We start from the raw sequence: 23,295 nt of genomic DNA on the forward strand, positions 1-23,295 counted from the left end.
TTCTACTGCTAAGCCCGGAAATTCATTCGCTTAATATTCTCACCAGATTTTTATATCGCTCAGAGTTCTCTTCCACATCTTTTCTGGTAACACTATAATACCTGTAAAGGTCTTTGACGATCTCCTCTCCCTGTTTCCATGTTTTCCGGTTACCCTGATGAGAAATGTTCAGGATATTCCAATAAAAATCAACCGCCATTTCAATTTCTTCATTTCCCTTCCGTATTTTATATAAATGGAAATCCATCGGTAGTTCATCCTCTGGATCGGGTCTTTTCAGAAATACAAGTCCTTCTTTGTGCGACCTGCGTACCTCTATAAAATTCCTTGCATCAGAGGTTAACTCCACTGCATGATACTTTGCCTTGGCATATCGTATCACTTCTTCCATGCTATGCGGATTTACCGTAATTGTTTTTTTGATCTTTTTCTGCTTTCTTTGATTTCGCCAGTCTCTGAACCATTCTATCAACGACAGCCTTTTTCTTTTTTCTGCAAGGAAGATACTTGTAGGTCCGTCCGCTCCGCTCAGAATTACCACATTTTTTCTTCTTTTGGTCTTCATCTCTCCTCCCTGCTTTCCTACCGGATTTAAAGTTCAAGATTTTTTAATTTATTCACTGTACTCCCTGTTTTCAGTACAGATTCCAGATATTGCAAATCATTTTCTGCAATATCTATATAGGTATTTTTTATCTTTCTATCACCTCCAAAATTAATTTTTTATCTTTCTCTACTTCTCTTTGAAAAACCTGACTGGACAGACATCCTTCTTCATAAGTAAACAGCACATCCGTCCTTACACCATCCAAGTCCTCGTCTAATGTCCATCGAACATCTGCCTTCAATGACCTGTCCATGAGCTGAGTTTTCGTTACAATCAGGAGGTCGATATCACTGCTACTTCGAACTTCCCCTCTGGCGCAGCTTCCAAAAAGATATATTTTTTTCAATCCTGGGATTTCCGCATTTATCAGGTAGTTCAGGTCGCTTTCCAGTTTCTTTTGAAACCTTACTGGAAGTTTTTCATATTCTTTTTTGTATACTTTTACCTGTTTCAAAAAACAACCTCCGATCCATCATACTATCAACTGACGTTTCTAATATTATATCATCCAGGCTTCGGACTGTCATTTCTTTTTGCCAAATCAAAAGCACAAAAGGAACGCCCCGACGAAGCGTTCCTTAATGACTATAAAATAATTTTCTTCTCAAGCTCTCATATTCTTCCAAATTCTATTGCCGCACAATTCGGATTCCTTTTCTGGAAAACAGGTTTTCTCCAATCTTCATGCTCCCTTTTTCCCTGTTGATTCGAAACTCCTGAATCGGAAATGTTCTGTAATAGCTTCCGTTTTTTGTAATAACCTGAATCGAACAGGATTCCTCTGTTTCTGACAAATGCACAGCCGGAATGACAGCCATGCTCCCGTCTTCTCCCTGACACCGAAAATACCATCCGTAAAAATAATTATTCATATTGAATTCCCTCCTGCGCCGGCCCGTCTAACAGATTTCCTCTAACATCAAACCTGGAACCGTGGCACGGGCAGTCCCAGGACTGTTCATCCGGATTCCACGTCAATTCACATCCCAGGTGCGGACAGACAATATCTACCTTGAACAGTTCTCCTTCTTCTGATTTGTACACTCCCATCTTCCCTTGAGATGTCTCTACTACAGCCCCGTGTCCTCTCTCCAGCATATTTGCAGTCTCTTCCGGCACGTGAAAAAAGCGTTTTGCCAATCCTTTCACTGCATGTCCGCTGTCTCTTGCTATCTGCGGGATCTCTTCTGTCGAAAATCTCGATGACACAAAGGTTTCAGCATACGGATTTTCGATGTTACAGATCTTGTCCCGAAGAAGCATTGCCGATACCATCGACGAGCTCATACCCCATTTCTGAAATCCAGATGCCACAAGCCATCCGGGTCTGTCAGACGCATACGCTCCGATAAACGGAATACTGTCCGCCGTAATACAATCCTGAGCAGACCAGCAGGCCGCCACGCGGCTGTCCGGGTAATATGCCTGCGCGGCTTCTTTCAGCTTTTGATAGCATCCTCCACTTTTATTTTCTCCGGTCCGGTGCCCCTGTCCGCCAAGCAGAAGATAACGATCATACTGCCGGAATGAAAGCTTCTCTTCTCCGTCCCCAATGTACATTCCCTCTATTCTTCCGGTATTCTCCAGCGCAAGTACATAGGAGCGCTCCTGATGCATTCTTGTAAAATACATACCCGGGAAATTAATGAATGGAAAATGTGCAGCAAAAACGATGTAATCTGCTTTCACGCTCCCAAGGGAGGTTTTCACCAGATGGTCTTCCACTTCTTTTACCTGAGAGTCTTCGTACACTTTCAGTGTATCTGCCAGTGCATAAAGGAATTTTAATGGATGAAATTCCGCCTGGTTTGGAAAACAGACTGCCCCTGCGCAAGGGACGGGAATTTCGATCTGTTCTTTTAGATCTGCACGGATTCCCAGTCTCTGCGCCGCTTTCGTTTCCTGTCTTAATTTTTCTCTGTCCGAGGAATAAACAAATGAATCTGCTTCTGTCAGGTCGCAGTTAATTCCTTCTTCCTTTATGATTCTTTTGTACTCTTTCACCGCCTCCTGATTGGCCTGCACATAGTTTCTGGCTGTCTCTTCTCCTTTTTTCTCAAGAAATGTATGACAGAACAATCCATGCTGAACCGTAATTTTAGCAGTGGTATTTTTCGTCTGTCCCTGACCGATCTGATCTGCCTCCAGAACAACGGTACGGACTCCGGCCTGTTCCAGCTGCCATGCAGTCAGAATCCCCGCCATTCCTCCGCCGATTACAGCCACATCCGTCTCTATCTGCCTGTCCAAAGCCGGCCTTTTTTCTCGATGATTACAGGTCTGAGTCCATATCGATTCCATCATTCGCCTCCTGAATCCTTTTACTCATAAGATTTCCAGGAGGAAAAGATTTCATACTTGTTCTTTATTTTTCCTACCAGAAATTCCGGCTTAAGAACAAAAAAGAACATGGTACAGATATCATCCTGCATCCATGTTCTCTTTCCATCCTATTTCCCACTATTCATTCCAAAAGCATCACACAGTATTGCGCTTTTTATATATGATAATTTCAGGATCTGTACCATTGCAGCCGTATTCACATACAAGCAGATAAGATTCATCCGCGACAATTCCATAGCAGCGGTCCGAACCAGGCCTTTCGATCTGATTTCCCAAATAGATTTTCTTATCTTCAAGCAATTTTACAGACTGACCATTTGCGAGCGGGTATTCCAAATTCACAAAAAAGCCATTCAATAAATGAAGCTCTTTTACTTCAAGCCCCTCTATTCCTAATGCATGGAATTCCGAGATCAGTGTATCTTTTAACTTCAAAAACTCTTCCTGTCCACCACGTTTAATACATTCAGCAGCAATGCATGTTCCGCCAAAAGGATGTCCGTCTACTTTTTGGCATCCGCCACATTCTTCTCTTCTGCTGCATTCCTTGCAACAGTCCAAACCACAAATTGAACACATAAAATGCCTCCATCTATACTCATTTCATCTGACTTACTTTTTCCGCCATTCACATGTGCCATATAATTGATCAGTATCCCCATGTGAGTAATTCCCAGTCTTCCTTTCCACTTCTTGCCAGATACCATTGCCATCCTGTATAATCCTGATCCGGATTCCATGCACCACTATCTTTCTTTGGGGAATGAAAAACAGATTCAAAAACAATACACTCACTAAAATCCGCACCATCTTTTAATTCATTACAATAAGAAAGTTCTTCTTCTGCCCGTTTATCATCCGTATATGACACCGAAAGAAGCTTTGCTCCTTTCCAGGTTTTGAATTCTTCTTTTATTTTTTGAATTGCAGAATCCATATCTTCCCGCGAATATATCGAAGATTGTCCATAATCAATCTGTACTTTACTTACATCCCCTCCGTTACTGCATCCCTGCAAAAGCAACAGGATCAAAAAAACAATCCCAAATCTTTTTCTCTTAAATAGCATTGTCTTTCTCCTTTCAGTTTGCCTGCTTAGCGGTCACTTTTTCCTGTTCTTCTACATACCTGATAAATTCCGGTGTTTTTGACCAGTACCTGATTTCCCAGTTTTCAAAGTTCCACTCTTCCATATAGGCATTACATTCGTAATCTACATAGTACAGAATCCCATCCTGCAGGATAAAATTAGTCGGGAAATAATCAATATTGGTTTCTTTTTTATAGAGAAGCCCGCACATCTTTTTCACCTGTTCCAGACAAGTGTCTGGCAGACAGTCTTTTCGCACCATTTCAAATACTGTATCTCCGGCAATATATTCTTTTACAATTCTCTCTTTCTCTCTGTCAACATCCAGCATTTCAGGAATCGTTATTCCAATTTCCTTCAACCGCTTATAGTCCCTAATCTCCGCTTCCAGTTTATCGCCAAACCTATAATAGGAACACGGCTCATGATGAATCTGTTTTACCACTACTTCCTGTTTCCCGTCTGATGCCAGGTAGGAATATCCGCCTTTACCTTTTCCCAGAAGTTTGATCACTTCATATGTTTTTTCATTTACATCCAGTATTTTGTCCATACACTTTTGCTCTCCTTTTTAGGGGCCCATCCTGTCTAAATTTCCTTGAGCAGAAACAGCTCCATCGGCTGTGCATAAGCAGGAATATCAATCACAAACCCTCCACAGTCTTTGTATCCAAGTTTCCGGTAAAAGTGCTGTGCCGTTTCGTCCACCTGTGTAGATGTAAGCAGCATGCCATATCCCTGCCGTTTCATATCCTGCTCCCAGTACTCCATCAGCTGTTTTCCATATCCTTTTCTCTGATATTCTTCTTCGATAAAAAGAAGCGTACAAAACGGCGTATTGTCCCAGAACAGATTATATCTTAAAAGTCCGGTCGGTTTATCGTTCAAGTATAGAATATAGGCCCTCTTTGTCTGCACTTTATATTCAAATTCCGATTCCGGCATATGCTGGTCAACACTAAACCAATATTCTTTATCGGAGTATTCCGCGTATCTGATTTTCACCATCCTTATCCCTCCTGCTTTCTGTTCCCGTTCTTATCAAACATATTCTTCAGCGCCCTTTCCGTCGGCCAGATCGGTTCCACCAGAAAAATCATCTGGATCACACAGAGAATCCCTCCGGCTGTTCCAATTGTATCTTCTGATTTTCCAATTACGAACAGCATGACAAGAATGGAAGGTAGCAGTAATATACTTCCGCAAATATACCAGAGTTTTCCAAAATAGTTGTGGGCAAATGTCCATGTATCTCTGTTTTTCATAGACCGCTTTGTACGATAGCCAAACGCCGCATTGATCTCTTTCGGCGCCTTTTTCTGAAAATATCTTCCAAACCCAATCATGGTAAGAGGTATCCACAGAGTCATCAGAAACATAAAAATCCAGAATCCCATACAACTTTATTCCTTTCGTTTCCATTCATAAGAAGGATGATATAATCCGGTTGGTTCATAAAATTCATCCCCGGTATATTGAAAGCCAAGTTTTCCAAGAACTTTTTGGGAGGCTTTGTTATCCGGATGATGTCCTGCAAACAATCTTTCCGCTCCAAGTCTGGTACACGCATACTCCATCACTGCCATCGCCGCTTCGGCTGCAAACCCCTGCCCCCAGAACTTTGGACGTAAATGGAAGCCAATTTCATATGTCTTTTCCTTATAGGGCCTCAAACCGCAACATCCAATCAGTTCCTTCGATGCGAGTTCAAAGATTGGCCAATACTGAACATGGTAGATACTGTTACGTTCTATCTCACTCTTCAGGCGGTTTTCTATTTCCTCCTGACGAAATATCCCGCTGGCACAGATAAACCTTGTCACCGTAGGGTCACCCCATAACAGTTTCGCCAGTTCGATATGTTCCTCTTTCCATTCTGAAAAGCCGATTCTCTTTGTCTTCATGAAAAATTCTCTTTCCATCTTCCCTCTCCAAACTACTTATTAAAACTGACACTCGATCGTTTTCATCATCTCACGAAAGCCGTTCCGTTCATAAAACCGGATTCCATCTGTATTTTGAGGGAAAACCTGTGTTCTGATAAAATCTGCACCGTACTTTTTCCCATACTCCTTACTTGCATTCATAAGAAGTGTTCCAATTCCCCTGCTTCTCTCACTCTCCATGACATCCAGGTCCTGTATGTATACAACTGTCTGCGGCCTTAAACACGCCACTTCTTTCTGTTTCAGAATCATGACATGAGAAAATCCAATCACTGCTCCCTCTTCTTCTGCCACAAGAATATCCTGATTCCCGCTCTCGAAAATCTCTTGAAAAAATTCATCACTCCGATATCCAACAACAAAATGTTCCGGCTGATACTTTACCCCGTCAGCCTCCAGTTCCCGGTACAGCCTCCTTAATGACTCCACGTCATTTTCATTTGCAATTCTGATCTGCATCAATTTTTCCCTCCGAAGATATACGCCAATATGTTTCTATAATTACTTTTGCATTCTTTTCCAGTGAATCTTCTCCATTGAGTTTCAGCACCGGGCACCCTATCTGATTCAACCATAACTCATGCTGGCTTTTGTTACAGGATGCCGCATTCCCGTCATAATTTGATGCATCATTCAGAAACTGCTGATGTTCCTCATACATATCTCCGCCAGGCAGAATCCGCTCTCCAAACTCTTCTTGTTCTCTTTCATGAATACGTTTTACACGGACTTTTGCATCTGCGGTCAGGTAAACTGCCAGAAGAAACATGGGATCGAAGTACTCATGAAAACTGTTCATGGAACCGGCCATAACAAATTCCTTCGCTTTTTGTACCGCTTCCATAAGATTACGGATTTTTTCCTCTTTTGAATACATGACCGAATATGGCTTTTCCGTATCATTCCGCCAAATATATTCATCAATATCCAAAAAAGCAATCTCCATTTTGTCGGCAACAAACTTGCCCAACGTCGTTTTCCCCGATCCTGCGGGGCCAAGAATAATCATTCCATGCATAATAATAATCCGCCTTTCAGTTCATCTATTTCTTCCCTTTTCCGTTGAAATCCGGCATACATCCAAACGCTACACCCAGGCATAACCCTAGTGCCAGATTGTCGAATAACAGGCCAAATGAAAGTCCAAGGCAAAGTCCAATGGCGAGTTTATTATTCTCTTTATTATCATCGGATTTTTTATTCTTCACAGATTTTCCCTCCTTCACTTCTGCCACTGTTCCGCATCTTTTCTTCCAGTTCTATTTTTTATTATTCTTCCTGCTGTCCTTCTCTTTGGAAAGATAGATATCTTGTTCCCTGAAAAGAGAGCTTTCCCTGATCCCCTTCCACCAGCATTCCATATTCGCTTCCGCTGACCGAAAACTCCATTCTGTCTCCGCTCTCCACTTGAAAAGTGACGTAATAGATCGTGTTGGAAGCAACATGAGCGGTATGGTTTACATTTGCATGATGATGATAAGACACATCAGAACGTTTTGCGACCACAACAGCCGACACTGTCAGTCTGGGAGAGTTGTTATTTTTATTCCAGGTGCTGAGTCCTTTTACTGCCATGACAACAAATGATCCAATCACCAGAATAAAAACAATAGCAAACATGCCTTCAAATAATCCATATGCTGTATCAAATTCTGTATACATCTTCTTCCCTCTTTCTGTATAAATAAACTTTTCCCTGTTACCGTTTTCCCACCCACTCAAGGAGGAATTCATCTACATACTCATGCATAAACCTGTCCCGGTGCTCTGCAATTTCTTTTGCAGTCGAGGTATTCAAAAGCTCTTTTAAGCGAAAAAGCTTCTCATAAAAATGGTTTATGGTTGTTGAGATATGCTTTCTGTATTCGTCTCTTGTCATATTCAGAGACGGTTCTATCTCAGGATCATAAATGGCTCTATTATGATTTCCGCCATAGGAAAAGGCACGTGCAATACCGATTGCCCCGATAGCATCAATTCTGTCTGCATCTTGCACACACTTTCCTTCCAAACTCTGTGGTGTCATGGAATTTCCCTCATAAGAAACATCTTCAATGATGGTACAGACATCAGAAATAATTCTGTCATCTATGCCGCATTGTTTCATAAAAGAAACTGCGTTTTCCTTTCCTTCATAAGTATCGGGAGAAATTTTTCTGTCATCTACATCATGCAAAAGTGCCGCGAGGCGGACAACAACAAGATTCGCATGCTCTTTCCTAGCAATTTCTTCTGCCAGTTTATAGACCCTGAACGAATGCCAGTAATCATGTCCGCTGTAGTCATCAGCAAAATATTCTTTGATATACTGAATTGCTTTCTGAATCACAGCCTCTTCCATAAGCGGGCCTCCTTTTTCAATCAGCCTGTGTAGGCATCGCTGGCATCATTTTTGAAATTCTGTTTTTCAAGCCATTCCTTTTCTTCTTCCGTTTCCGGAATGTCAATTCTTTCAATCTTGAAGATCACCGGTCTTGTACCGTCGTTACAGCAGGCAATCATCATTCTGTCATCATTTGTCCAGTTGTGCATGATGGAGCCTCCCTGTAATGCGGTATAGACATATCTGCTGATCGCATCCCACGCTTCACCACAGAATTTTCCATTCATCAAATGGTAAAAATCATCCTGTTCATTTGTTCTTTTTAAAACAAAAGTATCCCCTTTCTTGAAAAACGGGCAAGGGCCTGATTTCGGATCAGCAAGATACTTCTCCTGATACTCAGGGAATACTTTTGTTTCTAATACTGTAATTTTACATTCATGCTGCATCGCTTTTATCTCCTGTTCTTTATAAATTTGGATTTCCTTTTCTGATTTATATTCACTATTATACCATCCATCATGCAGATAAACATCCTCTTTTTACAACAGAAAGCAAGAGAGCAGACCAGACTGTCCGCTCCCTTATAATGTTTCTATTCTTCTTTTTTTATGTTCTATCCGGCCCACTGCTCTGCAGTGCGGAGCATCTGCTGTCCGGTTTTCTCCTGTCCGATTTGAAGCAGTACATATTCCTCCGGATTCAAGGCTTTCTCTTTTGACCCCAGATACGCAAAAGTCTGATCCATCACTTTTTGCGAACATGGACGATTTAATTTTTCCCATGTTTTTCCAAGGAACTCCTGAAACCACGAAACCGAATCCTCACCTTCAGGAAAATCTGCATCTGTAACAGGAATTATCCATACATTTTCCAGAGTAGAACAAATCATTTCAACGCTTCCGCACCGTCCGGCGTCGGATAGACCGGAACCGGCTGCATCGTACTGTCAAGCCCTGCCACGATCGGGATCTCTTTCCCCACAGTCCTGCAGACTGCGTCAGCAACCGCCGCCCGTTTTTCCGGCTCACCACAGACCGTTGTGATCCCAATCAGATCACACTGCGGCTCTTTCAATAAGTAGGCAAGGCATATCGCATCATCGATATCTCCACCAATATCTGTATCCAGTAAAATTTTTTCCATTTTTTAATCTTCTCCTGTATTTTAATCATTGATACAAGAGTGTACTGAAATTCCCATGAGCCCCCTCCTTAAATATTATTTTTAATGACCGGCAATGTTTCTGCCAAGCATGTAAACCCCAACCAGCATCTCTCCCACGGCTAATCCCAGGAGAATCCCGGAGAGAAAGTCTTTTATATCGGTTCCTCCCAACGTATAGGAACAGGCCTGCAGGGCAATTCCCATTACAATCAGCAGAATCCCATATAACAGCTTTTGCTGTTTCTCCAACTCCTGTGTCCGCCTCAGCAGATCCATAATCTGATCCTCATCATAGGAACGAACACTTTTCTCTTCTGCTTCTTCTCCGTCCATCAACTCCGCCACGGTGATTCCCAGTTCCTCGCATAAGCTTTTCACAACAGAATAATCCGGCATACATTTTCCGTTCTCCCATTTTGAAATCGTTTTATTCGATACACCGATCTTCTCAGCCAGCTGTTCCTGCGTCAGAGTTTTCTCTTTCCTTTTTCGCGCCAGAAATTTTCCTGTAGTAAGTTGATTCATCCGATCTACCTCCATTTTCTATCAATCTTAATGGAAGAATATCCTTTTTCCACTCAAAACACGACCTCTTGTTTGGAGAATTTACGTGGAATTGCGGATTCTGATCAGACACCCGATCCTACTCCCAATCCCAGCGTTCTATTAATTATTATACCATCCGGTAAATATTCTGTCATTGATTTCCTTCCATCTGAACAGGAGCGGAACCAAAAAGAAAAACCGCCACTATGGTGTTCCCATACAGCGGCGTTTATGGTTTTAGATCAGGAATGCTCCAGTGAAATGCTGAAAAGCCAGTATGCTTAATATAATTCCAACTCCAACAATGGTCCATGAACATTTTCTGCTACTTATAAAAATTCCAAGTTTCATCTGTCATACCTGCTCTGATCCAACTTTCCATTTACTATTGCACAAAATATTTTTCTTCTATTTTATGATAATACCAAACAACGAAACCGATCCCCACAGTACAAGTCAGCACTAAAATTAAAATCGAAGAAATTGGTAAAATAAATTCCACAATTCCACCTACAAACATAGGTATAGAAAATACACACCACATCTTCCCTATTGCTCGATTATACGCTTTCACGTCATTGATGTTCGATTCAGAAATTGGGGAACCGGACCAAAGCCACATCGGTTTTTTTCTGTTCATTGCATAGATACCAATGATAATAAATAGTATTGCTGCTATCCACATTACAATTAAATACATAAGATTATCCATAACCATTCCTCCAATCTCCAATATTTAGTTTGACATTTTTAAATTTACAGAACTATTTTTATATATTATAAAGCCAGATTATTATTTTGTCACTTTATTCATCCGCTTTCCAGATAGAAGAGCAACATATTATGCATTTGTTCTTATGATCTCTTTTTACAAATGGTACTTGAAAGAACCATAATAACAAAAACGTCGACGCAAATGATTCCGATTGCAACATATGCAAATTCTACAGGCAACTTCTCTTCATACATGCCCATCACAAACAGGAGAACCGTGATCACTGCCATCCCGCCTCCCATTGTTCTGCATAGTCTCTTCTCATGATATTTTGCTTTTTCCTCTTTTGTCGCTGTATTATATCCTGCAATCATCCAGCTTCCATGCCCGGAAAGCAGTGTAACCGATATTGCGAAAAGCGCCACAATCAAAATCCAGATCAGCCAGTCAGGTCCCGAAGAAACATCTGATAATTTCATAAATTCTTCTCCCCAGAAAATTGAAACAAGTTTATTAATACTACAATACCTTCAATGTCCCATCTTCAAAGTAATAAATATTTTCCCACTTATAACCGAACATGGAATCCGGTCTTGCGATATGCGGCTCAAAAGTGAAGTATTCTTTATCAATCAGTTTCGTCTGATTACCTTTTTCTATGTATATCCGATCTTCACTTTTTTTCTCAATCGAGTGACCTAAATTTCCCAGGAAATCAAGGTTGATAAAGTGCGCTTCTGTAATCTTCCTGTTCATATGGTAATATAGTTCTTCAAATGTTGTGGCATCGTTTACGAAGTCTATGAGCTCCTGATGAAGCATCTGCTCCAGAGCCAGGCCTTCTCTCCATTCCTCATTTTGAACAGCATCCAATGATTCAATGACTTTGCCTTCTTCAATGATGATTGTTCTGGCATAGTCTCCCCAAATATGATTGCGTTGAGGGCTCAGATCAATGGTCACTATGTCAGTCTCTTCTATATATTTGTCAGCAGTCTCATATTCTTTTCCTGAAACAGATTTTGTTGTTTCATCGCCCGAAAAAATAAATGCTCCAATATCCCAATACCAAAAAGAATCTGCACCCAGTTCCAGCATTTTCTCTTCACACATTTCCCTTACTTGCGTCAGTTTCATTCCAGGCATTATGACATTTTTGATATAGTCCATGGTCTGTTTTGCAATGAACTGCATTTCTTGATTAGTCATATTATACCTCCCGTAATATATGATTGACTCTATTCATAAGTAGTGATTATAGAAAAACTTATTTAAACCAAATTACATATTGGTCAAAATCAGCATCGCTATAAACGCAGTTAAGACGATTGCGCAACTGATGCTGACTATATTAATTATTTTTATCCAGTGTTTTGCTGATAGTTTCGAAATAATGACTGCAATAATGATTCCGATCATTCCTCCCAGAGAATTTGCGATCACATCCGTAATATCCGTTGCTCCGACAGCAAAAAGGAATTGAATGATTTCATATAAGAGGCTTACAGCAACAACAGGGGCCATCTGCTTTATCATGGACTTTTCTTCCCAAAGCACATGCATCAATACGCCAAAAGGTATAAATGCCAACGCATTTTGAATAATTTCGCCGAAGTCCATTTTCCCGTTTATAATGACAGATTCGCCAAATGGAATTAAGTTTATATTTCTTATGTGCGGCAAATTTTCAAAGGAAAACTGTAACTTAAAAATGATGATCCATGTCAAAACAATTAAATAAAATATCAGCAGTCCCATAGTAAATTTTTTGGATTTCATTCTGATTCCACCTTTCTTTTTATATTAAAAATAGCAAAAAGTATTTGGTTTCCCTTTAATGATTTCCAAATAATTTATAAAGATCCGCTCTCCATCATGTTTTTAACTGTGCAATCCCCTGTTCACCTGCAAGGCGGCTCTAACGATCCAGTTCTTCCTTTACTAATTTCAGAACAAAATCACCGAAATCCTCTGCCAACGTTTCAATGTGGATATATTCCACTCCATTATATTCCATCATCACAATACACGGTTCCCCTCCATCTCATCAAGATGATCAGGATCTGCGCCGAAAATCTCATTTCCATAGAAAGACAAGTAACCATATTTCGCATTAAAATCCCAAAACTGATTAGAAAATTTTACACCCAGCAGTTTTTCAGCATTTTGAATTTCTGCTGTCGTTTTTCCAGATGCAGTCGTATAAAATCTGCATTTTTAGCCAATTCCATTGCATTTTCATAGTTTTCCCAACTCATCCTTCTCTTCCTCCCCCTCATCTCATCTGACAGTCATTTTTTCTTTATTATATCACCCGCCATTCTTCCTGTCATATCCCTTACGTGAAAAAAGAGAGCAGATCCTGATTTGTCTGCTCTCCCTTTGCATCTATTTTCTCCTATTGTTCTCTATTGCATTCGCAATGGCGATCACCGCCGGGAATAATACGGCAGCTATCACCCAGACAATCCATCCTTCTTTCCAGCTTTCTGTCGGAAGACTAAATGACAGATAAATTGCTGTTGCGACCAACCAGTATACGGTTGTAATTACTGATTGGAAAGAACGATGCTCTTTCTTCGTTCTTGTGTAATCTCCTTCCTGAAGCAGTTTTTTAAAGCTTTCCCAAATAATCCCGACTGTGATGAAGAAAACAACACCAATTCCGGCGATTACAAATGAAATACAAAGCATCAAAGCCATAAGCAGGTCGTTGTCTTCATTAATAACTACACCGCCAAACAACGGGATCAAAGCCGTTACGCAAAGACATGCACCGATCATATTGCTTCTCACATAATCACTTTTAAACTGGTCTCTACGCTCTTTTACCATCCCGGTCACGCCGTACTCTGTCTCAAATACTTCCTTTTCCAGATATTCATACGGCGCCGTTTTGCTGCCGCTGTGTATAAATATTGCCACAGCGATTGCAACCATGACCAACATAACAATCATACCGATACCGCCTGCAGTATTCTCCGACACATTCAGGCTTGCGATTTCACTGGCAGCTCCTAATAGAAGGAGGCACACCGGTGAAAGAATACATAAAAATGTAGCCCCGGCAATCGTCTTTGAAGTTTCTGCCTTTACTGAAAGAAACGCGTTGGCTTCTTCCATGGACACATTTCTTACCGATGTTTCTTCCATATCAGTAAGAATCGCTCCCGTCTCTTCGATCTCGTCTTTCAATAAGTAATCTGTGCTGACACCGAAAAGTCTTGACAGGCGTATCATTTTCTCCAGGTCAGGAACCGACTGGGCTCCTTCCCATTTCGAAACGGATTGTCTCGATACATTCATCTGTTCTGCCAGTTCTTCCTGTGACCATCCTGCTTTTTTACGAAGCCGGACCAATTTTTCTGCAAAAATCATATAGAATCCTCCCATGCATTATTTTTTATAGCCTGATTTTAGATTTTTTTGCAGTTGCATGCTACCAATCGGTGCTTTTCAATGTGTCAACTGGCAGTTGCATCTTCTGTAAACCCGCTTTTTTCGCTTTCTTTCATCTCTTCTTTATTTGATTGTGCACATGGCGGATTCCCGTGCCGATTCCCATTCCGATCAGAGAAACCATTGTACCTATTGGTATCATAATAAATTCCGGCAGATTGATTTTTTGAAACGTAATCATATTGGCCGCACTGAATGTCCCATATTCCGCAAGCATATACATCAGTCCAAATCCGAAGGCAATAAGCCATTTTTTCTGTCCCCAATAATCGTTCTTTCCGATGATCAGCGAAAGAATAAATGTAGTTACCGGGAGCAGTATCCACAGATACATAATACTGTACCCCAGCGCATCCGATCCGCTGCCGAACAACCAGAATGAAATCAGCGAAACCGCCCAGATCCCAAGATATACGCCAGCTAAAATCATCATCGACAGCTTATTTCTGCTTTTTACGATGTTCGTGCTCTCTTCCTGATAATTCAGATAGTTTGACATCGGTTTTTCCTCCTTTCTAAAGAAAAACCCCACGTTTACAATACTTTTACTCTATAGAAATTGTATCATAAACGTGGGCGTGTTATCAATGATGGACTAACCTAAGTCTACACCGAAATGACCGTCCGTCCCGCATATCCGCAAGGCCGGAAATCACCTGATAATCCCCCTATTTCCACGCTCCCGGAATTGTGATAAAATGGAACCATAATAAAAAAGGGGCTAGATAGTGGAATAAACCATTTAAACCGGCGGACTTTAACGACACCATTGCGTAAGAACTAAAATGGGATTTAACTGAAGTTGCCAAATTCAAGGGCAGCCGTTTAGAACGTGGAGGAGGGACATCAATATGGCAAACATAAAACGCAAATGCGTTCTGATAGTCGTGATGCTTTTAGCGCTTGTTTTAGGTGCTTGTAATAGCAATACTGCGAAATCAGATCCTTATTCAGAGGTAGTGGAAATTGATGGACAATCTCTGACTATCACATTGGATGAAAATAACTTATCTGCCGGAACAATTACTTCGGAAAACGGAACGTATACATTTGAGTATGGAGTTTCCGGAAATAGCATTGTTTTTACAGTTAACTACCCCGATGGATATGTATTTTCCCAAACAGAAATTAACGGAGGATTTGCCACGCCGGCAGAGTATAATTCGATTGAAAGAAAAAACAAAGGCTATATTGACCTGTTCTCCCTCAATTATAGTATCGAGGGAGTAATGGACAATGCACGAGGAACCAGTAATAACGGTTCACCATCCATACTTCTTGCATTAGCACTAATTGGCGTTGGAGCGTGGAACTTTTTTGGAGCAAGAAGCGTATGGTATCTCTTTCGTGGTTGGTGGTATAAAAACGCAGAACCTTCGGATCTGGCACTCATGTTGTACCGCCTAGCAGGAGTATTTTTAATCTTCTCAGGTATAATATGTGCAATTGCGTCATTTTAATAAGCGATCGTATGGCAAAGCACGTTGCAAATTTGCCATTTACATAGGCCGCAAAAATCTGTGTCGCGCGGTTCAGTTCAAGATACCAAAAATACCGTCCATACGCATTGAGCAAAAATTTATTATTTAAATACCAGTCAAAATGCATCCCTGTAATTGCAAATTGTATCGCTTTTTTATAGTCCTTTTTTCGCAAGTCTCTGATTTCTATTCTCAAAACTTTCCCCCGCTTATGTCTCAATTTTTAAGCCGTTTTCCTTATTATATCATTCACTAGGTATCCTGTCATTTTCTTCTATAACATAACTTTTACCAGCCTAACTGAAATCGGTATGAAATCATTTTTCAATTTCTACGTTTTCATTTTCAGTTCCTGGATTTTTTTGAATAACCGTATAAAATAATGTTTTATGTTCGACTATATCTTCTCCATAGGATTTCTCATAGCTGAACCGTGGAACCTGATGAAATTGTGAAACTGCAATATAATCTGAAACTGTAAATATTCCAAATAACACAACAGCGCATCCGGCAATACATACTATTCGCAAACTTCTTTTCAGCAGCACGGGTTTCAGTCTAAAATAAATTCCTGCTGTTAGTATCATTCCGCCAATTATTGCATAAATGCTTCCCCAACTACTTTCACTTGGAAAGATTGCAAAAGAAGATATCATAATAAATGCCCCAAATGTCATGAGAAAAACACTTATTATTTTCATTTTTTCTGTATTAAGCTCATTTTTACTGTATTCTGCCATTTTTATTGCTGTATCTTTTGTTTCCTGCTCCACTTTCTCACTTTTCCTTTCTCCGTCAATGATTTCAGGTATACTAACTTGATAGAACTCTGCTAGTTCGACAAGCAAACTGATATCCGGCATATTGCTTCCTGTTTCCCATCTGGATACTGTTCTGCTGGATACATTTAAAGCTTCTGCCAGCACTTCTTGCGTGATATTTTTTTCTTTACGCAGCGTTTTCAAAAACTGACCTGTCTTTTTCTGATCCATTCACCATACCTCCTTGAGTAACAGAGTATGTCAAAAGTCCGATTATTTACACGACACAAAGTGAGAAAATGCCGTATTTTCAACCCGACACGCTTGTCTGGATGTCTCAAATCCGTTTTCTATAGAATATCTTTCCTATTGTATTTCATATAGCCTGCAGCAATCCCGCATGCTCCATAGAGCATTCCCAGCACTACCATTACTCCGTCCAGGCTTATATTTGTTACAATTTCTGCACCTTCTGCGTAACCGTACGGAGAAATATACTTCAGAAATTCAGCGGATTCAGATATATTTGCAATAATATTAAGAAAATAGAGTATAATCGCAAGTCCAAGACCGACTCCCAGACTTCCTTTCCGCAGAAAGGCTGAAATACCGAAACATATAGAAGCAATCTCTATCTGCAATAGAGCATAGGCCAGATGAAGCAGGAGAATCTCTTTCCAGGGAATATCTTCTCCCACCGCATAAATGGAGATTATTGAGATGAGCAGTACAAAGGCATTGAGGACCATAATCTGAAAAAATAACGCCGCAAGTTTTCCGCTCATGATTCGTCTCCGGCTGACCGGGTGGGTCAAAAGGAATTCTGCCGTATGCCCCTTTTCTTCTTTAGACAGCATTGAGATCCCGCACATGGCGGCATACAAAGCTCCTCCAAGTCCAAGGATATTTCCACATTCAATAGCGTAGAAACCGGTCAAGGTACCAAAGCTTACCTGATCCATGCCAAAGGCAGCACTGAAATTCCCCATGGTCGAAAAAACGTCACTGACCTGATCCATTTCCCCCTTCATCTCCGGAAATAAAAAAACACATACCGCAAAAAGAAATGCGATGGATACAGTCCATATAATCAGAGCTGTCCGGCCCTGACGCAGTTCATGTCTGAAGATTGTCATACCTGTTCCTCTCCTTCCGTATAATAATGAAGAAAAATCTCTTCCAGATCCGGTTCGGATATGCTAAGATCCATAATTCGCTGCCGGCTAAGTCTGTCCAGAAGCAGATTGATATCACCACCGTACAGAAAACTGGTGGAGTCATCAGCCTTCTGCAGATCCCGTACATCCGGCAGACCGGAAGGGTCAAAATTTCCCCGGACAGAAATCCGTTTTGCGTTTGTACGTGCCAGTTCCTCCACACTTCCGGAAGCTATAATTCTGCCCTCCCGTATAATCGCAGCCCGGCCGCAAAAGCGCTGGACTTCGGAGAGGATATGTGAGGAAAGGAATACTGTCATGCCCTTCTTGTTTCTTTCCTTCAGTATTTCAAAGAATTCCCGCTGCATCAGAGGATCCAGCCCTCCGGTTGGTTCATCCAGAATGCAGAGTCTTGGATCATGCTGCAGGGCACAGATAACAGCCAGTTTCTTCCTGTTTCCAAACGAAAGCTCGCCGATCCGGCGAGAAGGATCCAGCTGCAGACGCTCGCACAGATCAGCGGATACTTTCCGGCAGTCTTTCCGGTGCAGCTCCGCCGAAAGGCGGATCAGATCCCGGCCTCGCATATCTGGATAGAAAACCGCTTCTGAGGGAAGATAACCGATCTCAGACAGAATCTGTTCTTTTTCTTTGGAAATATCCTTTTCCAGTACCCAGGCGCTGCCATGAGTTTTCTGTATCAGTCCCATCAGAATACGGATCGTCGTACTTTTTCCGGCTCCATTTGGACCAATAAATCCAAAGAATTCACCCTCACATACCTCCAGATCAAGATCAACAATTCCCCGGGACCTTCCATAATATTTCGTAAGCCCCTCTGTTCGTATTGCGTTCATCATTTAACCCTTCTTTCTCAGATATATCTTTTTCCAGAATGCAATCATTTCCCGGAAGTCCGCTTCTATTTTTTCGATGTCCTCTTCTGTCTGCAGAGAACCATTCTTCTGTAGTTCCCACAGATATCCCTCTGAGACAAGATACATTTCCCTGAGAATTCTCTCAGGCTCCACGCCCTCAACAAACTGATCCGGCTCCAGATTAGCCCACGACGGGGCAGCTTTCATAGAAATCAATCTGGCATAGCTCTTCTCGATTTCCGTTTGAATAGAAGGATCGGTTTCATAAAAGGCACGGATCACAAAGTTTCCCATAAAGGGATATTTTTTCATAATATGCATTTTTGCCCTCAATCCCCGTTCCATCATTTCAAACAGATCTCTGCGGTCATAACATCCATAAGCCGTCATTGTAGAAATAGAAATTCTGCCGCAGGTCGTCCAGAGAAACATATAAAATTTTTTCTTATTTTGAAAATAGTGAAAAAGAAGCGACTTACTGATTCCTGCTGCATCAGCGACCTCCTGCATCGGACTCTTTTTATAACTGTTCTGTGAGAATACCCGATAGCCGGCATTGATAATTGCCTGTTGCTTTTCCTTTGGCAGACTATAAAACTTTTCGTTCATGAATCCTCCTTTTGACCAACTTGGTTAATTTTTATTATATATAGTTGACCATTTTTGAGAAGACCTTATTCTGTATTTTTTCAAAGAAATATAAAAGATACCATCCTCTGCGCATACAAAAAAGAGCAGAACATTACCTGTCCACTCTCTTCTAAACTGCGTCTTAAGATCCACTCCTTCAAATTACAGCCACCTCTATATTCAAGATTTCTTTTTGCCATCTGTTATCCGTGTTTCCTTTTTGCTCTTTCTTTCTCTAATATTGTAATCGCAAATATCGCTATGGAAAATCCAAGAATGCAGATTGCTGTTCCGCTAAATGAAATAGCAGAATTTATAAATCCCGTAATCCCATTTACCACAGATAAAATAATTAAACCTATACATATTGCTAATGCCGCCTTCGATATTGTTGTATAATTCTTCATTTCCATCACCTTTCAATTAGCAAACTAACTCTCGCACAAAAATCTTAGTTCTTAACAGACACTATTCTTTACTCTGTATCACCTATATTTATCCTTGGTAAAAGTAATAGTAAAACATTAATACAACCAGTGCCATTATAAAAGGAACAATAATTATCAGCCAATACGAAAAATGCTTCTTTTCAGCTTCATTGATTGTATATTTGTACTCATCTTCCGTGACTTCCGATTTTAATTTTTGTAACTCAATATTCGTCAACCAAAAGTTGCGTATAATAAATTTCAACCTTCGTTTAGACAACTTAGTATTTATCAAATCAGCTTAAACACCATTTTGTAATATTTTCAATCAATTTTGCAGGCAGCTCTCTGTCATAAGGAAAATATATTGCATTTTTCTTAGTAACAACTTCTTTTAATTCCAACGCAAATTTTTCAATAGCTTCAACCCCCACATAAAAACTGATGTGATTTTTACAAGCGGAAAAGGAAATGGATTTTCCTTCTTTCTCATAATACGGCATACTCCATAATATACGTTCATTTACGCCCGGAACACTATTTTGTAATATAGTCATCATTTCTGTTAAATGGGTGCGTGTCTCTATGGGTTGCGAATCTATATAATCTATTACTGTTTCAGGTGCTTTCCCACAATAATGACCTTGATTTGTTCTTTTAAATTCTCTTCCACATTTTGGGCATATCCACATACTTCGTTTCCTCCATAAACCAGAATTTATCTCAACATTGTATCAACCTTTTCTCTCAACTTCCTCTTTGGTTTAAAGAAGAAGCGTGTAGAATACTGTGCGTTATTCACCAATAGCTCTCAGGCCTTATCAAGCCGAAAGCTACTACGCTAAATATAAGTATTTCTCTTCTTCAACACCCACGGAATATCCGCGGAAAAATCAAGTTGGATAGCCGGTAATGGAAATCCCTTTTCTAACAATACTATATCTCTATGAAAAGATACGTGGAAATTGGGAGATATGGCAAATGCCTCATCATCATCCCAATATGCAGTTTTATCATTTATGTTCTTCCAGGCACTCTTGCCTTCTGCCAAAATGCCACAGAGATGATAAAATCCACCATATAACAGCGTTCCGTCATCATTTACATGGTTTACATAACATTCACAGGCCTTTCTCATATCCACACCTATGTCACCAAAGAATTTATGTACTGAATGCGGAAGTTCACCAACAGCTTTTTCAAAATTCAGGCCCCCGTCACACGAACAGGATTTGCTGACAGGCTCTGCATTCTCATAAAAATTTTTTATTTTTTCTACATCAATATCAACTTTATATTGTCCAAATTTAAAAATCATATGTTTGGTCTCTTCATTTCTTACTTTGTCAATCAGGGGACATTAATTTAAAATATTGAATTATCATTCGTTTGTTCAAGATAAAAAGTGCTGAGCTGCTCTTCTTGGTTGTCATTCTCAAAATATTGCATTTTTACTGTTTTTATGATATTCAGGGCTTGTTCGCATTCGGTTTTATTTGTGCCGTATACATTGATAGATAATAGTTTCCCTGCAGAATAATATCCGATATAAATAACATAAACTGTTTTGTTCTCTTCGATCAATGTACCCTCGTACATTCTTACCGAAAATCCATCCGGAGTAAGTAAATGTGCATCTCGCAATTTTGCTGACATTGGAATTGTGCTGATATACGCATTTTCCATCACCTCGATTGGGGCAGGCACACCATCTCTTTCTGCATGAAACGGCGTTATACGAATTGTCAAATCGCTGTTATCAGGATAAAACACGCATTGACCATCCTCTTTATCATATTCTCCCTGCCAGTTATCGGGTATAGAGATTTGCCAATCACAAGGCAGCTTATAAGTCTTCATACTCATCTCTCCAAATCAGGACTTGTTGTTCTCTCTAACTTGCTTGAAAACGAAATCATATTTAATCATAAGGATATTTTTAATGTAATTCTATTCTCTCCTTAAATTATTAATTGTCAATCTACTTTAGTCTATTATAACATCCCGGTATTTCCCTGTCATTTTTATTTCTCACCCATACAAAAAACGGTTGATCTCCAGAGGAGTAACCGTTTTTTATCAAAATTAGACAAAATCAATTCGACATTTCTGTATATGTCCGAACATTTAAAATCCATTGCATGTTGAAGACATAGTAAGCCACTCGTATTCTAATACTGCTTTTGTTCCGCAAGTCATGCACCGTTCCTCAACAACTCGAAGTTTTTGAAATCCACGATCACAACCCTTTTTGCCATGTTTACATGACACATCTACGTAACGCGAATCTATATATTCCTGCATTTTTGACATTCTCCATTTGATATCTCTTTCATTGAGATTTCCACCTCTCACACTTTGAATTTTTAAATCGTCTGGAACTATTCTTTTACTTGAGTTTCATACAGCTTCTGGGCTTTTTCCGCAATTTCTGCCCCTGTCTTATCACACGCATCCCAATCATTTGTTTTTTCCCAGCGTCCTTCGTGGACTGCATTCTCAACTGCTTCATGCAAATAGCTCTCTACATTCGTTGCAAAATATGCACAATTTAATCCTTGATAGGCTTTTAATGTCATCTTCAATGTTTCTTCTGATACCTTAAAGCCCCGCTCAAATTGCATCTGATATTTATCGGGATCCGTCGGAATTCCACGGCCGCCAATTCCTTGCCACAGAAGATCCGTTTCATGATTTAAAAACAACATTAGGAACTCATATGCTTCTTCTTTTCTTTCACATGACATTCCTACCGCTCCGTATCCTTGTATAGACGCAACACGATTACCCGTTATATCAGGAATAAATTCAATTCTTTTCAATCCATCCCTTACACTCGTCCAAGATGTATCTTGACTCCAATTTGCGCTTTGCTCAATGTTAAGAGAAAAGAATTTCATGTTAGAGACAAAGAACTCTTTCCACCTCTCCTTATCATATTGAACTTCTCGCTTCTGATAATTAATCGCGGGCTGATACCAATTTGGGGACATGAAAATATGATGGATAAAAGCACCTTTTAAATCAGTATCTTCTGATCTTTCCGCATATTTCAGCCATTCTACAAGATTATCAGCCTCTGGCTTCTGAATCCAGTCACTTTCCGAAAGCAACAGTTCACCAGTGAATGTAAGGGGGAGAATATACTGTTTGTCATTATATTTCCCTGTTTCCAGAAAAGCTGAATTATATGAACTTTTATCCCAGTAATCATCTTGCTTCATATAACTGTCAAGTGGAGCAAATAGGCCACTTTCCATTGCTTTATAAGGATTTGCAATAAGTGGCATCGTATCAGTTGGTTGAGCATCACCATATCTTAAATTGTTAAGTAGATAAATATCATACCCCTTTCCGGCCATGATCTGTGTTATTAATTTTTGAATTTCAATTTCTCTTGTACTAGGATTTGTAGATAGTGTTTTAATTTGTATATCCACATTAGTTGATTGCTCTGCTAAATAATTTCGGGCTATTTTTATCTGACTTTCAAACTCCTGTTCTGTTAAAATTGTTAGTGTATATTTATTAGCTTTTTGTTGGTCTTTACAACCGCTACATGGCAGGCTCAATAATATTGGAATTAATACAATACATACATATTTTTTTATCTTCATAAAATCACCTGCTTATTCTTAAAGAGTTGCCTATCTTGGAGACAACTCTTTAGTCTCACTCTATGTACCGTTTCTGTTAATTATTACCGCAACAACTGCAACCATTTTTTCGTCTTTTTCTCTCCTTCCTTTAAAAAGAATTCCGAT

The 23,295-nt window shown here is 40.1% G+C and carries 36 protein-coding genes; 1 reads left to right on the forward strand and 35 read right to left on the reverse strand.

The window, feature by feature from the left end; translation table 11 throughout:
* Window positions 1-22 precede the first annotated feature (22 nt).
* The 26 genes from B5E64_RS07740 to B5E64_RS07855 form a co-directional block, all read right to left on the reverse strand.
* Window positions 23-391, reverse strand: a complete 369-nt coding sequence (locus tag B5E64_RS07740) for a hypothetical protein (protein WP_140398846.1) — start codon at window positions 389-391, stop codon at window positions 23-25.
* A 301-nt stretch (window positions 392-692) separates the two neighbouring features.
* A complete protein-coding gene (locus B5E64_RS07745; RefSeq protein WP_087167958.1) occupies window positions 693-1,061 on the reverse strand; it encodes a nucleotidyltransferase domain-containing protein in 369 nt (122 codons plus the stop codon).
* A 175-nt stretch (window positions 1,062-1,236) separates the two neighbouring features.
* Window positions 1,237-1,479, reverse strand: coding sequence for a hypothetical protein (locus tag B5E64_RS07750; RefSeq protein WP_087167959.1), 243 nt, complete (start codon window positions 1,477-1,479; stop codon window positions 1,237-1,239).
* Window positions 1,472-2,908, reverse strand: a complete 1,437-nt coding sequence (locus tag B5E64_RS07755) for an FAD-dependent oxidoreductase (RefSeq protein WP_087167960.1) — start codon at window positions 2,906-2,908, stop codon at window positions 1,472-1,474. The genes B5E64_RS07750 and B5E64_RS07755 overlap by 8 nt, the downstream gene beginning before the upstream one ends.
* 177 nt (window positions 2,909-3,085) lie before the next feature.
* The gene (locus B5E64_RS07760; protein WP_242960122.1) at window positions 3,086-3,385 is read right to left on the reverse strand and encodes a hypothetical protein; all 300 of its coding nucleotides are present in this window, start codon (window positions 3,383-3,385) and stop codon (window positions 3,086-3,088) included.
* Between the two features lie 68 nt (window positions 3,386-3,453).
* Window positions 3,454-3,612, reverse strand: a complete 159-nt coding sequence (locus tag B5E64_RS18030) for a hypothetical protein (RefSeq protein WP_162610160.1) — start codon at window positions 3,610-3,612, stop codon at window positions 3,454-3,456.
* The gene (locus B5E64_RS07765; protein WP_087167962.1) at window positions 3,600-4,019 is read right to left on the reverse strand and encodes a hypothetical protein; all 420 of its coding nucleotides are present in this window, start codon (window positions 4,017-4,019) and stop codon (window positions 3,600-3,602) included. Before B5E64_RS07765 ends, B5E64_RS18030 begins: the two co-directional genes overlap by 13 nt.
* A 13-nt stretch (window positions 4,020-4,032) precedes the next feature.
* Window positions 4,033-4,593, reverse strand: coding sequence for a serine/threonine-protein kinase (locus tag B5E64_RS07770; protein ID WP_087167963.1), 561 nt, complete (start codon window positions 4,591-4,593; stop codon window positions 4,033-4,035).
* Between the two features lie 35 nt (window positions 4,594-4,628).
* Window positions 4,629-5,048: a GNAT family N-acetyltransferase gene (locus B5E64_RS07775; RefSeq protein ID WP_087167964.1), complete on the reverse strand. Its 420-nt coding sequence runs from the start codon at window positions 5,046-5,048 to the stop codon at window positions 4,629-4,631.
* 2 nt (window positions 5,049-5,050) lie between these two features.
* Window positions 5,051-5,437 carry an SdpI family protein gene (locus B5E64_RS07780; protein ID WP_087167965.1) on the reverse strand — a complete coding sequence of 129 codons (387 nt, stop codon included), beginning with the start codon at window positions 5,435-5,437 and terminating at the stop codon, window positions 5,051-5,053.
* A gap of 6 nt (window positions 5,438-5,443) precedes the next feature.
* The gene (locus B5E64_RS07785) at window positions 5,444-5,962 is read right to left on the reverse strand and encodes a GNAT family N-acetyltransferase (protein ID WP_087167966.1); all 519 of its coding nucleotides are present in this window, start codon (window positions 5,960-5,962) and stop codon (window positions 5,444-5,446) included.
* Window positions 5,963-5,983: 21 nt separating this feature from the next.
* Window positions 5,984-6,445: a GNAT family N-acetyltransferase gene (locus B5E64_RS07790; protein WP_087167967.1), complete on the reverse strand. Its 462-nt coding sequence runs from the start codon at window positions 6,443-6,445 to the stop codon at window positions 5,984-5,986.
* Window positions 6,423-7,004, reverse strand: coding sequence for an AAA family ATPase (locus B5E64_RS07795; protein ID WP_242960123.1), 582 nt, complete (start codon window positions 7,002-7,004; stop codon window positions 6,423-6,425). Before B5E64_RS07795 ends, B5E64_RS07790 begins: the two co-directional genes overlap by 23 nt.
* 25 nt (window positions 7,005-7,029) lie before the next feature.
* A complete protein-coding gene (locus tag B5E64_RS17835) occupies window positions 7,030-7,221 on the reverse strand; it encodes a hypothetical protein (protein ID WP_140398847.1) in 192 nt (63 codons plus the stop codon).
* Between the two features lie 34 nt (window positions 7,222-7,255).
* Window positions 7,256-7,648: a DUF2500 domain-containing protein gene (locus B5E64_RS07800; protein WP_087167969.1), complete on the reverse strand. Its 393-nt coding sequence runs from the start codon at window positions 7,646-7,648 to the stop codon at window positions 7,256-7,258.
* Between the two features lie 37 nt (window positions 7,649-7,685).
* Window positions 7,686-8,327: an HD domain-containing protein gene (locus B5E64_RS07805; RefSeq protein ID WP_087167970.1), complete on the reverse strand. Its 642-nt coding sequence runs from the start codon at window positions 8,325-8,327 to the stop codon at window positions 7,686-7,688.
* 20 nt (window positions 8,328-8,347) lie between these two features.
* A complete protein-coding gene (locus B5E64_RS07810) occupies window positions 8,348-8,758 on the reverse strand; it encodes a TIGR04076 family protein (protein WP_087167971.1) in 411 nt (136 codons plus the stop codon).
* A gap of 167 nt (window positions 8,759-8,925) precedes the next feature.
* Window positions 8,926-9,201, reverse strand: a complete 276-nt coding sequence (locus tag B5E64_RS07815; RefSeq protein WP_087167972.1) for a hypothetical protein — start codon at window positions 9,199-9,201, stop codon at window positions 8,926-8,928.
* The gene (locus B5E64_RS07820; RefSeq protein WP_087167973.1) at window positions 9,198-9,455 is read right to left on the reverse strand and encodes a nucleoside hydrolase; all 258 of its coding nucleotides are present in this window, start codon (window positions 9,453-9,455) and stop codon (window positions 9,198-9,200) included. Before B5E64_RS07820 ends, B5E64_RS07815 begins: the two co-directional genes overlap by 4 nt.
* Window positions 9,456-9,536: 81 nt before the next feature.
* Window positions 9,537-10,001, reverse strand: a complete 465-nt coding sequence (locus tag B5E64_RS07825) for a helix-turn-helix transcriptional regulator (protein WP_087167974.1) — start codon at window positions 9,999-10,001, stop codon at window positions 9,537-9,539.
* A 406-nt stretch (window positions 10,002-10,407) separates the two neighbouring features.
* Window positions 10,408-10,734 (reverse strand): DUF3784 domain-containing protein, encoded by a 327-nt coding sequence (locus B5E64_RS07830; protein WP_087167975.1) that lies wholly within the window; start codon window positions 10,732-10,734, stop codon window positions 10,408-10,410.
* Between the two features lie 143 nt (window positions 10,735-10,877).
* A complete protein-coding gene (locus B5E64_RS07835) occupies window positions 10,878-11,216 on the reverse strand; it encodes a DUF3784 domain-containing protein (protein ID WP_087167976.1) in 339 nt (112 codons plus the stop codon).
* A 40-nt stretch (window positions 11,217-11,256) separates the two neighbouring features.
* Window positions 11,257-11,946 (reverse strand): M24 family metallopeptidase, encoded by a 690-nt coding sequence (locus tag B5E64_RS07840; RefSeq protein ID WP_087167977.1) that lies wholly within the window; start codon window positions 11,944-11,946, stop codon window positions 11,257-11,259.
* A gap of 72 nt (window positions 11,947-12,018) precedes the next feature.
* Window positions 12,019-12,516, reverse strand: coding sequence for a VanZ family protein (locus tag B5E64_RS07845; protein ID WP_087167978.1), 498 nt, complete (start codon window positions 12,514-12,516; stop codon window positions 12,019-12,021).
* Window positions 12,517-13,125: 609 nt separating this feature from the next.
* Window positions 13,126-14,115 carry a helix-turn-helix transcriptional regulator gene (locus tag B5E64_RS07850; RefSeq protein ID WP_087167979.1) on the reverse strand — a complete coding sequence of 330 codons (990 nt, stop codon included), beginning with the start codon at window positions 14,113-14,115 and terminating at the stop codon, window positions 13,126-13,128.
* Between the two features lie 133 nt (window positions 14,116-14,248).
* The gene (locus B5E64_RS07855; protein WP_242960125.1) at window positions 14,249-14,695 is read right to left on the reverse strand and encodes a hypothetical protein; all 447 of its coding nucleotides are present in this window, start codon (window positions 14,693-14,695) and stop codon (window positions 14,249-14,251) included.
* 352 nt (window positions 14,696-15,047) lie between these two features.
* Here B5E64_RS07855 and B5E64_RS07860 point away from each other — a divergent pair, with 352 nt between their 5' ends.
* Window positions 15,048-15,656, forward strand: a complete 609-nt coding sequence (locus B5E64_RS07860) for a hypothetical protein (RefSeq protein WP_087167980.1) — start codon at window positions 15,048-15,050, stop codon at window positions 15,654-15,656.
* A gap of 338 nt (window positions 15,657-15,994) precedes the next feature.
* On the opposite strand, the gene B5E64_RS07870 is transcribed toward B5E64_RS07860, so the two are convergent.
* The 9 genes from B5E64_RS07870 to B5E64_RS07910 form a co-directional block, all read right to left on the reverse strand.
* The gene (locus B5E64_RS07870; RefSeq protein ID WP_087167981.1) at window positions 15,995-16,669 is read right to left on the reverse strand and encodes a helix-turn-helix transcriptional regulator; all 675 of its coding nucleotides are present in this window, start codon (window positions 16,667-16,669) and stop codon (window positions 15,995-15,997) included.
* A 119-nt stretch (window positions 16,670-16,788) separates the two neighbouring features.
* A complete protein-coding gene (locus B5E64_RS07875) occupies window positions 16,789-17,574 on the reverse strand; it encodes an ABC transporter permease subunit (protein WP_087167982.1) in 786 nt (261 codons plus the stop codon).
* On the reverse strand, window positions 17,571-18,452 hold the full coding sequence (locus B5E64_RS07880) for an ABC transporter ATP-binding protein (RefSeq protein WP_087168062.1): 882 nt from the start codon (window positions 18,450-18,452) through the stop codon (window positions 17,571-17,573). The genes B5E64_RS07875 and B5E64_RS07880 overlap by 4 nt, the downstream gene beginning before the upstream one ends.
* A 3-nt stretch (window positions 18,453-18,455) precedes the next feature.
* Window positions 18,456-19,082: a TetR/AcrR family transcriptional regulator gene (locus tag B5E64_RS07885; RefSeq protein ID WP_087167983.1), complete on the reverse strand. Its 627-nt coding sequence runs from the start codon at window positions 19,080-19,082 to the stop codon at window positions 18,456-18,458.
* Between the two features lie 224 nt (window positions 19,083-19,306).
* On the reverse strand, window positions 19,307-19,510 hold the full coding sequence (locus B5E64_RS17845) for a hypothetical protein (protein WP_140398848.1): 204 nt from the start codon (window positions 19,508-19,510) through the stop codon (window positions 19,307-19,309).
* Window positions 19,511-19,827: 317 nt separating this feature from the next.
* A complete protein-coding gene (locus tag B5E64_RS07895; RefSeq protein ID WP_087167984.1) occupies window positions 19,828-20,223 on the reverse strand; it encodes a DUF1801 domain-containing protein in 396 nt (131 codons plus the stop codon).
* A gap of 149 nt (window positions 20,224-20,372) precedes the next feature.
* Complete coding sequence (locus B5E64_RS07900; RefSeq protein ID WP_087167985.1) at window positions 20,373-20,849, reverse strand: hypothetical protein; 477 nt, start codon at window positions 20,847-20,849, stop codon at window positions 20,373-20,375.
* 47 nt (window positions 20,850-20,896) lie between these two features.
* Window positions 20,897-21,391, reverse strand: a complete 495-nt coding sequence (locus tag B5E64_RS07905; RefSeq protein WP_242960126.1) for a hypothetical protein — start codon at window positions 21,389-21,391, stop codon at window positions 20,897-20,899.
* 521 nt (window positions 21,392-21,912) lie between these two features.
* Window positions 21,913-23,148: a hypothetical protein gene (locus B5E64_RS07910; RefSeq protein WP_087167986.1), complete on the reverse strand. Its 1,236-nt coding sequence runs from the start codon at window positions 23,146-23,148 to the stop codon at window positions 21,913-21,915.
* Window positions 23,149-23,295 lie beyond the last annotated feature (147 nt).

It is taken from the genome of Drancourtella sp. An12 (assembly GCF_002160935.1).
Taxonomy (GTDB): Bacteria; Bacillota; Clostridia; order Lachnospirales; family Lachnospiraceae; genus Sellimonas; species Sellimonas catena.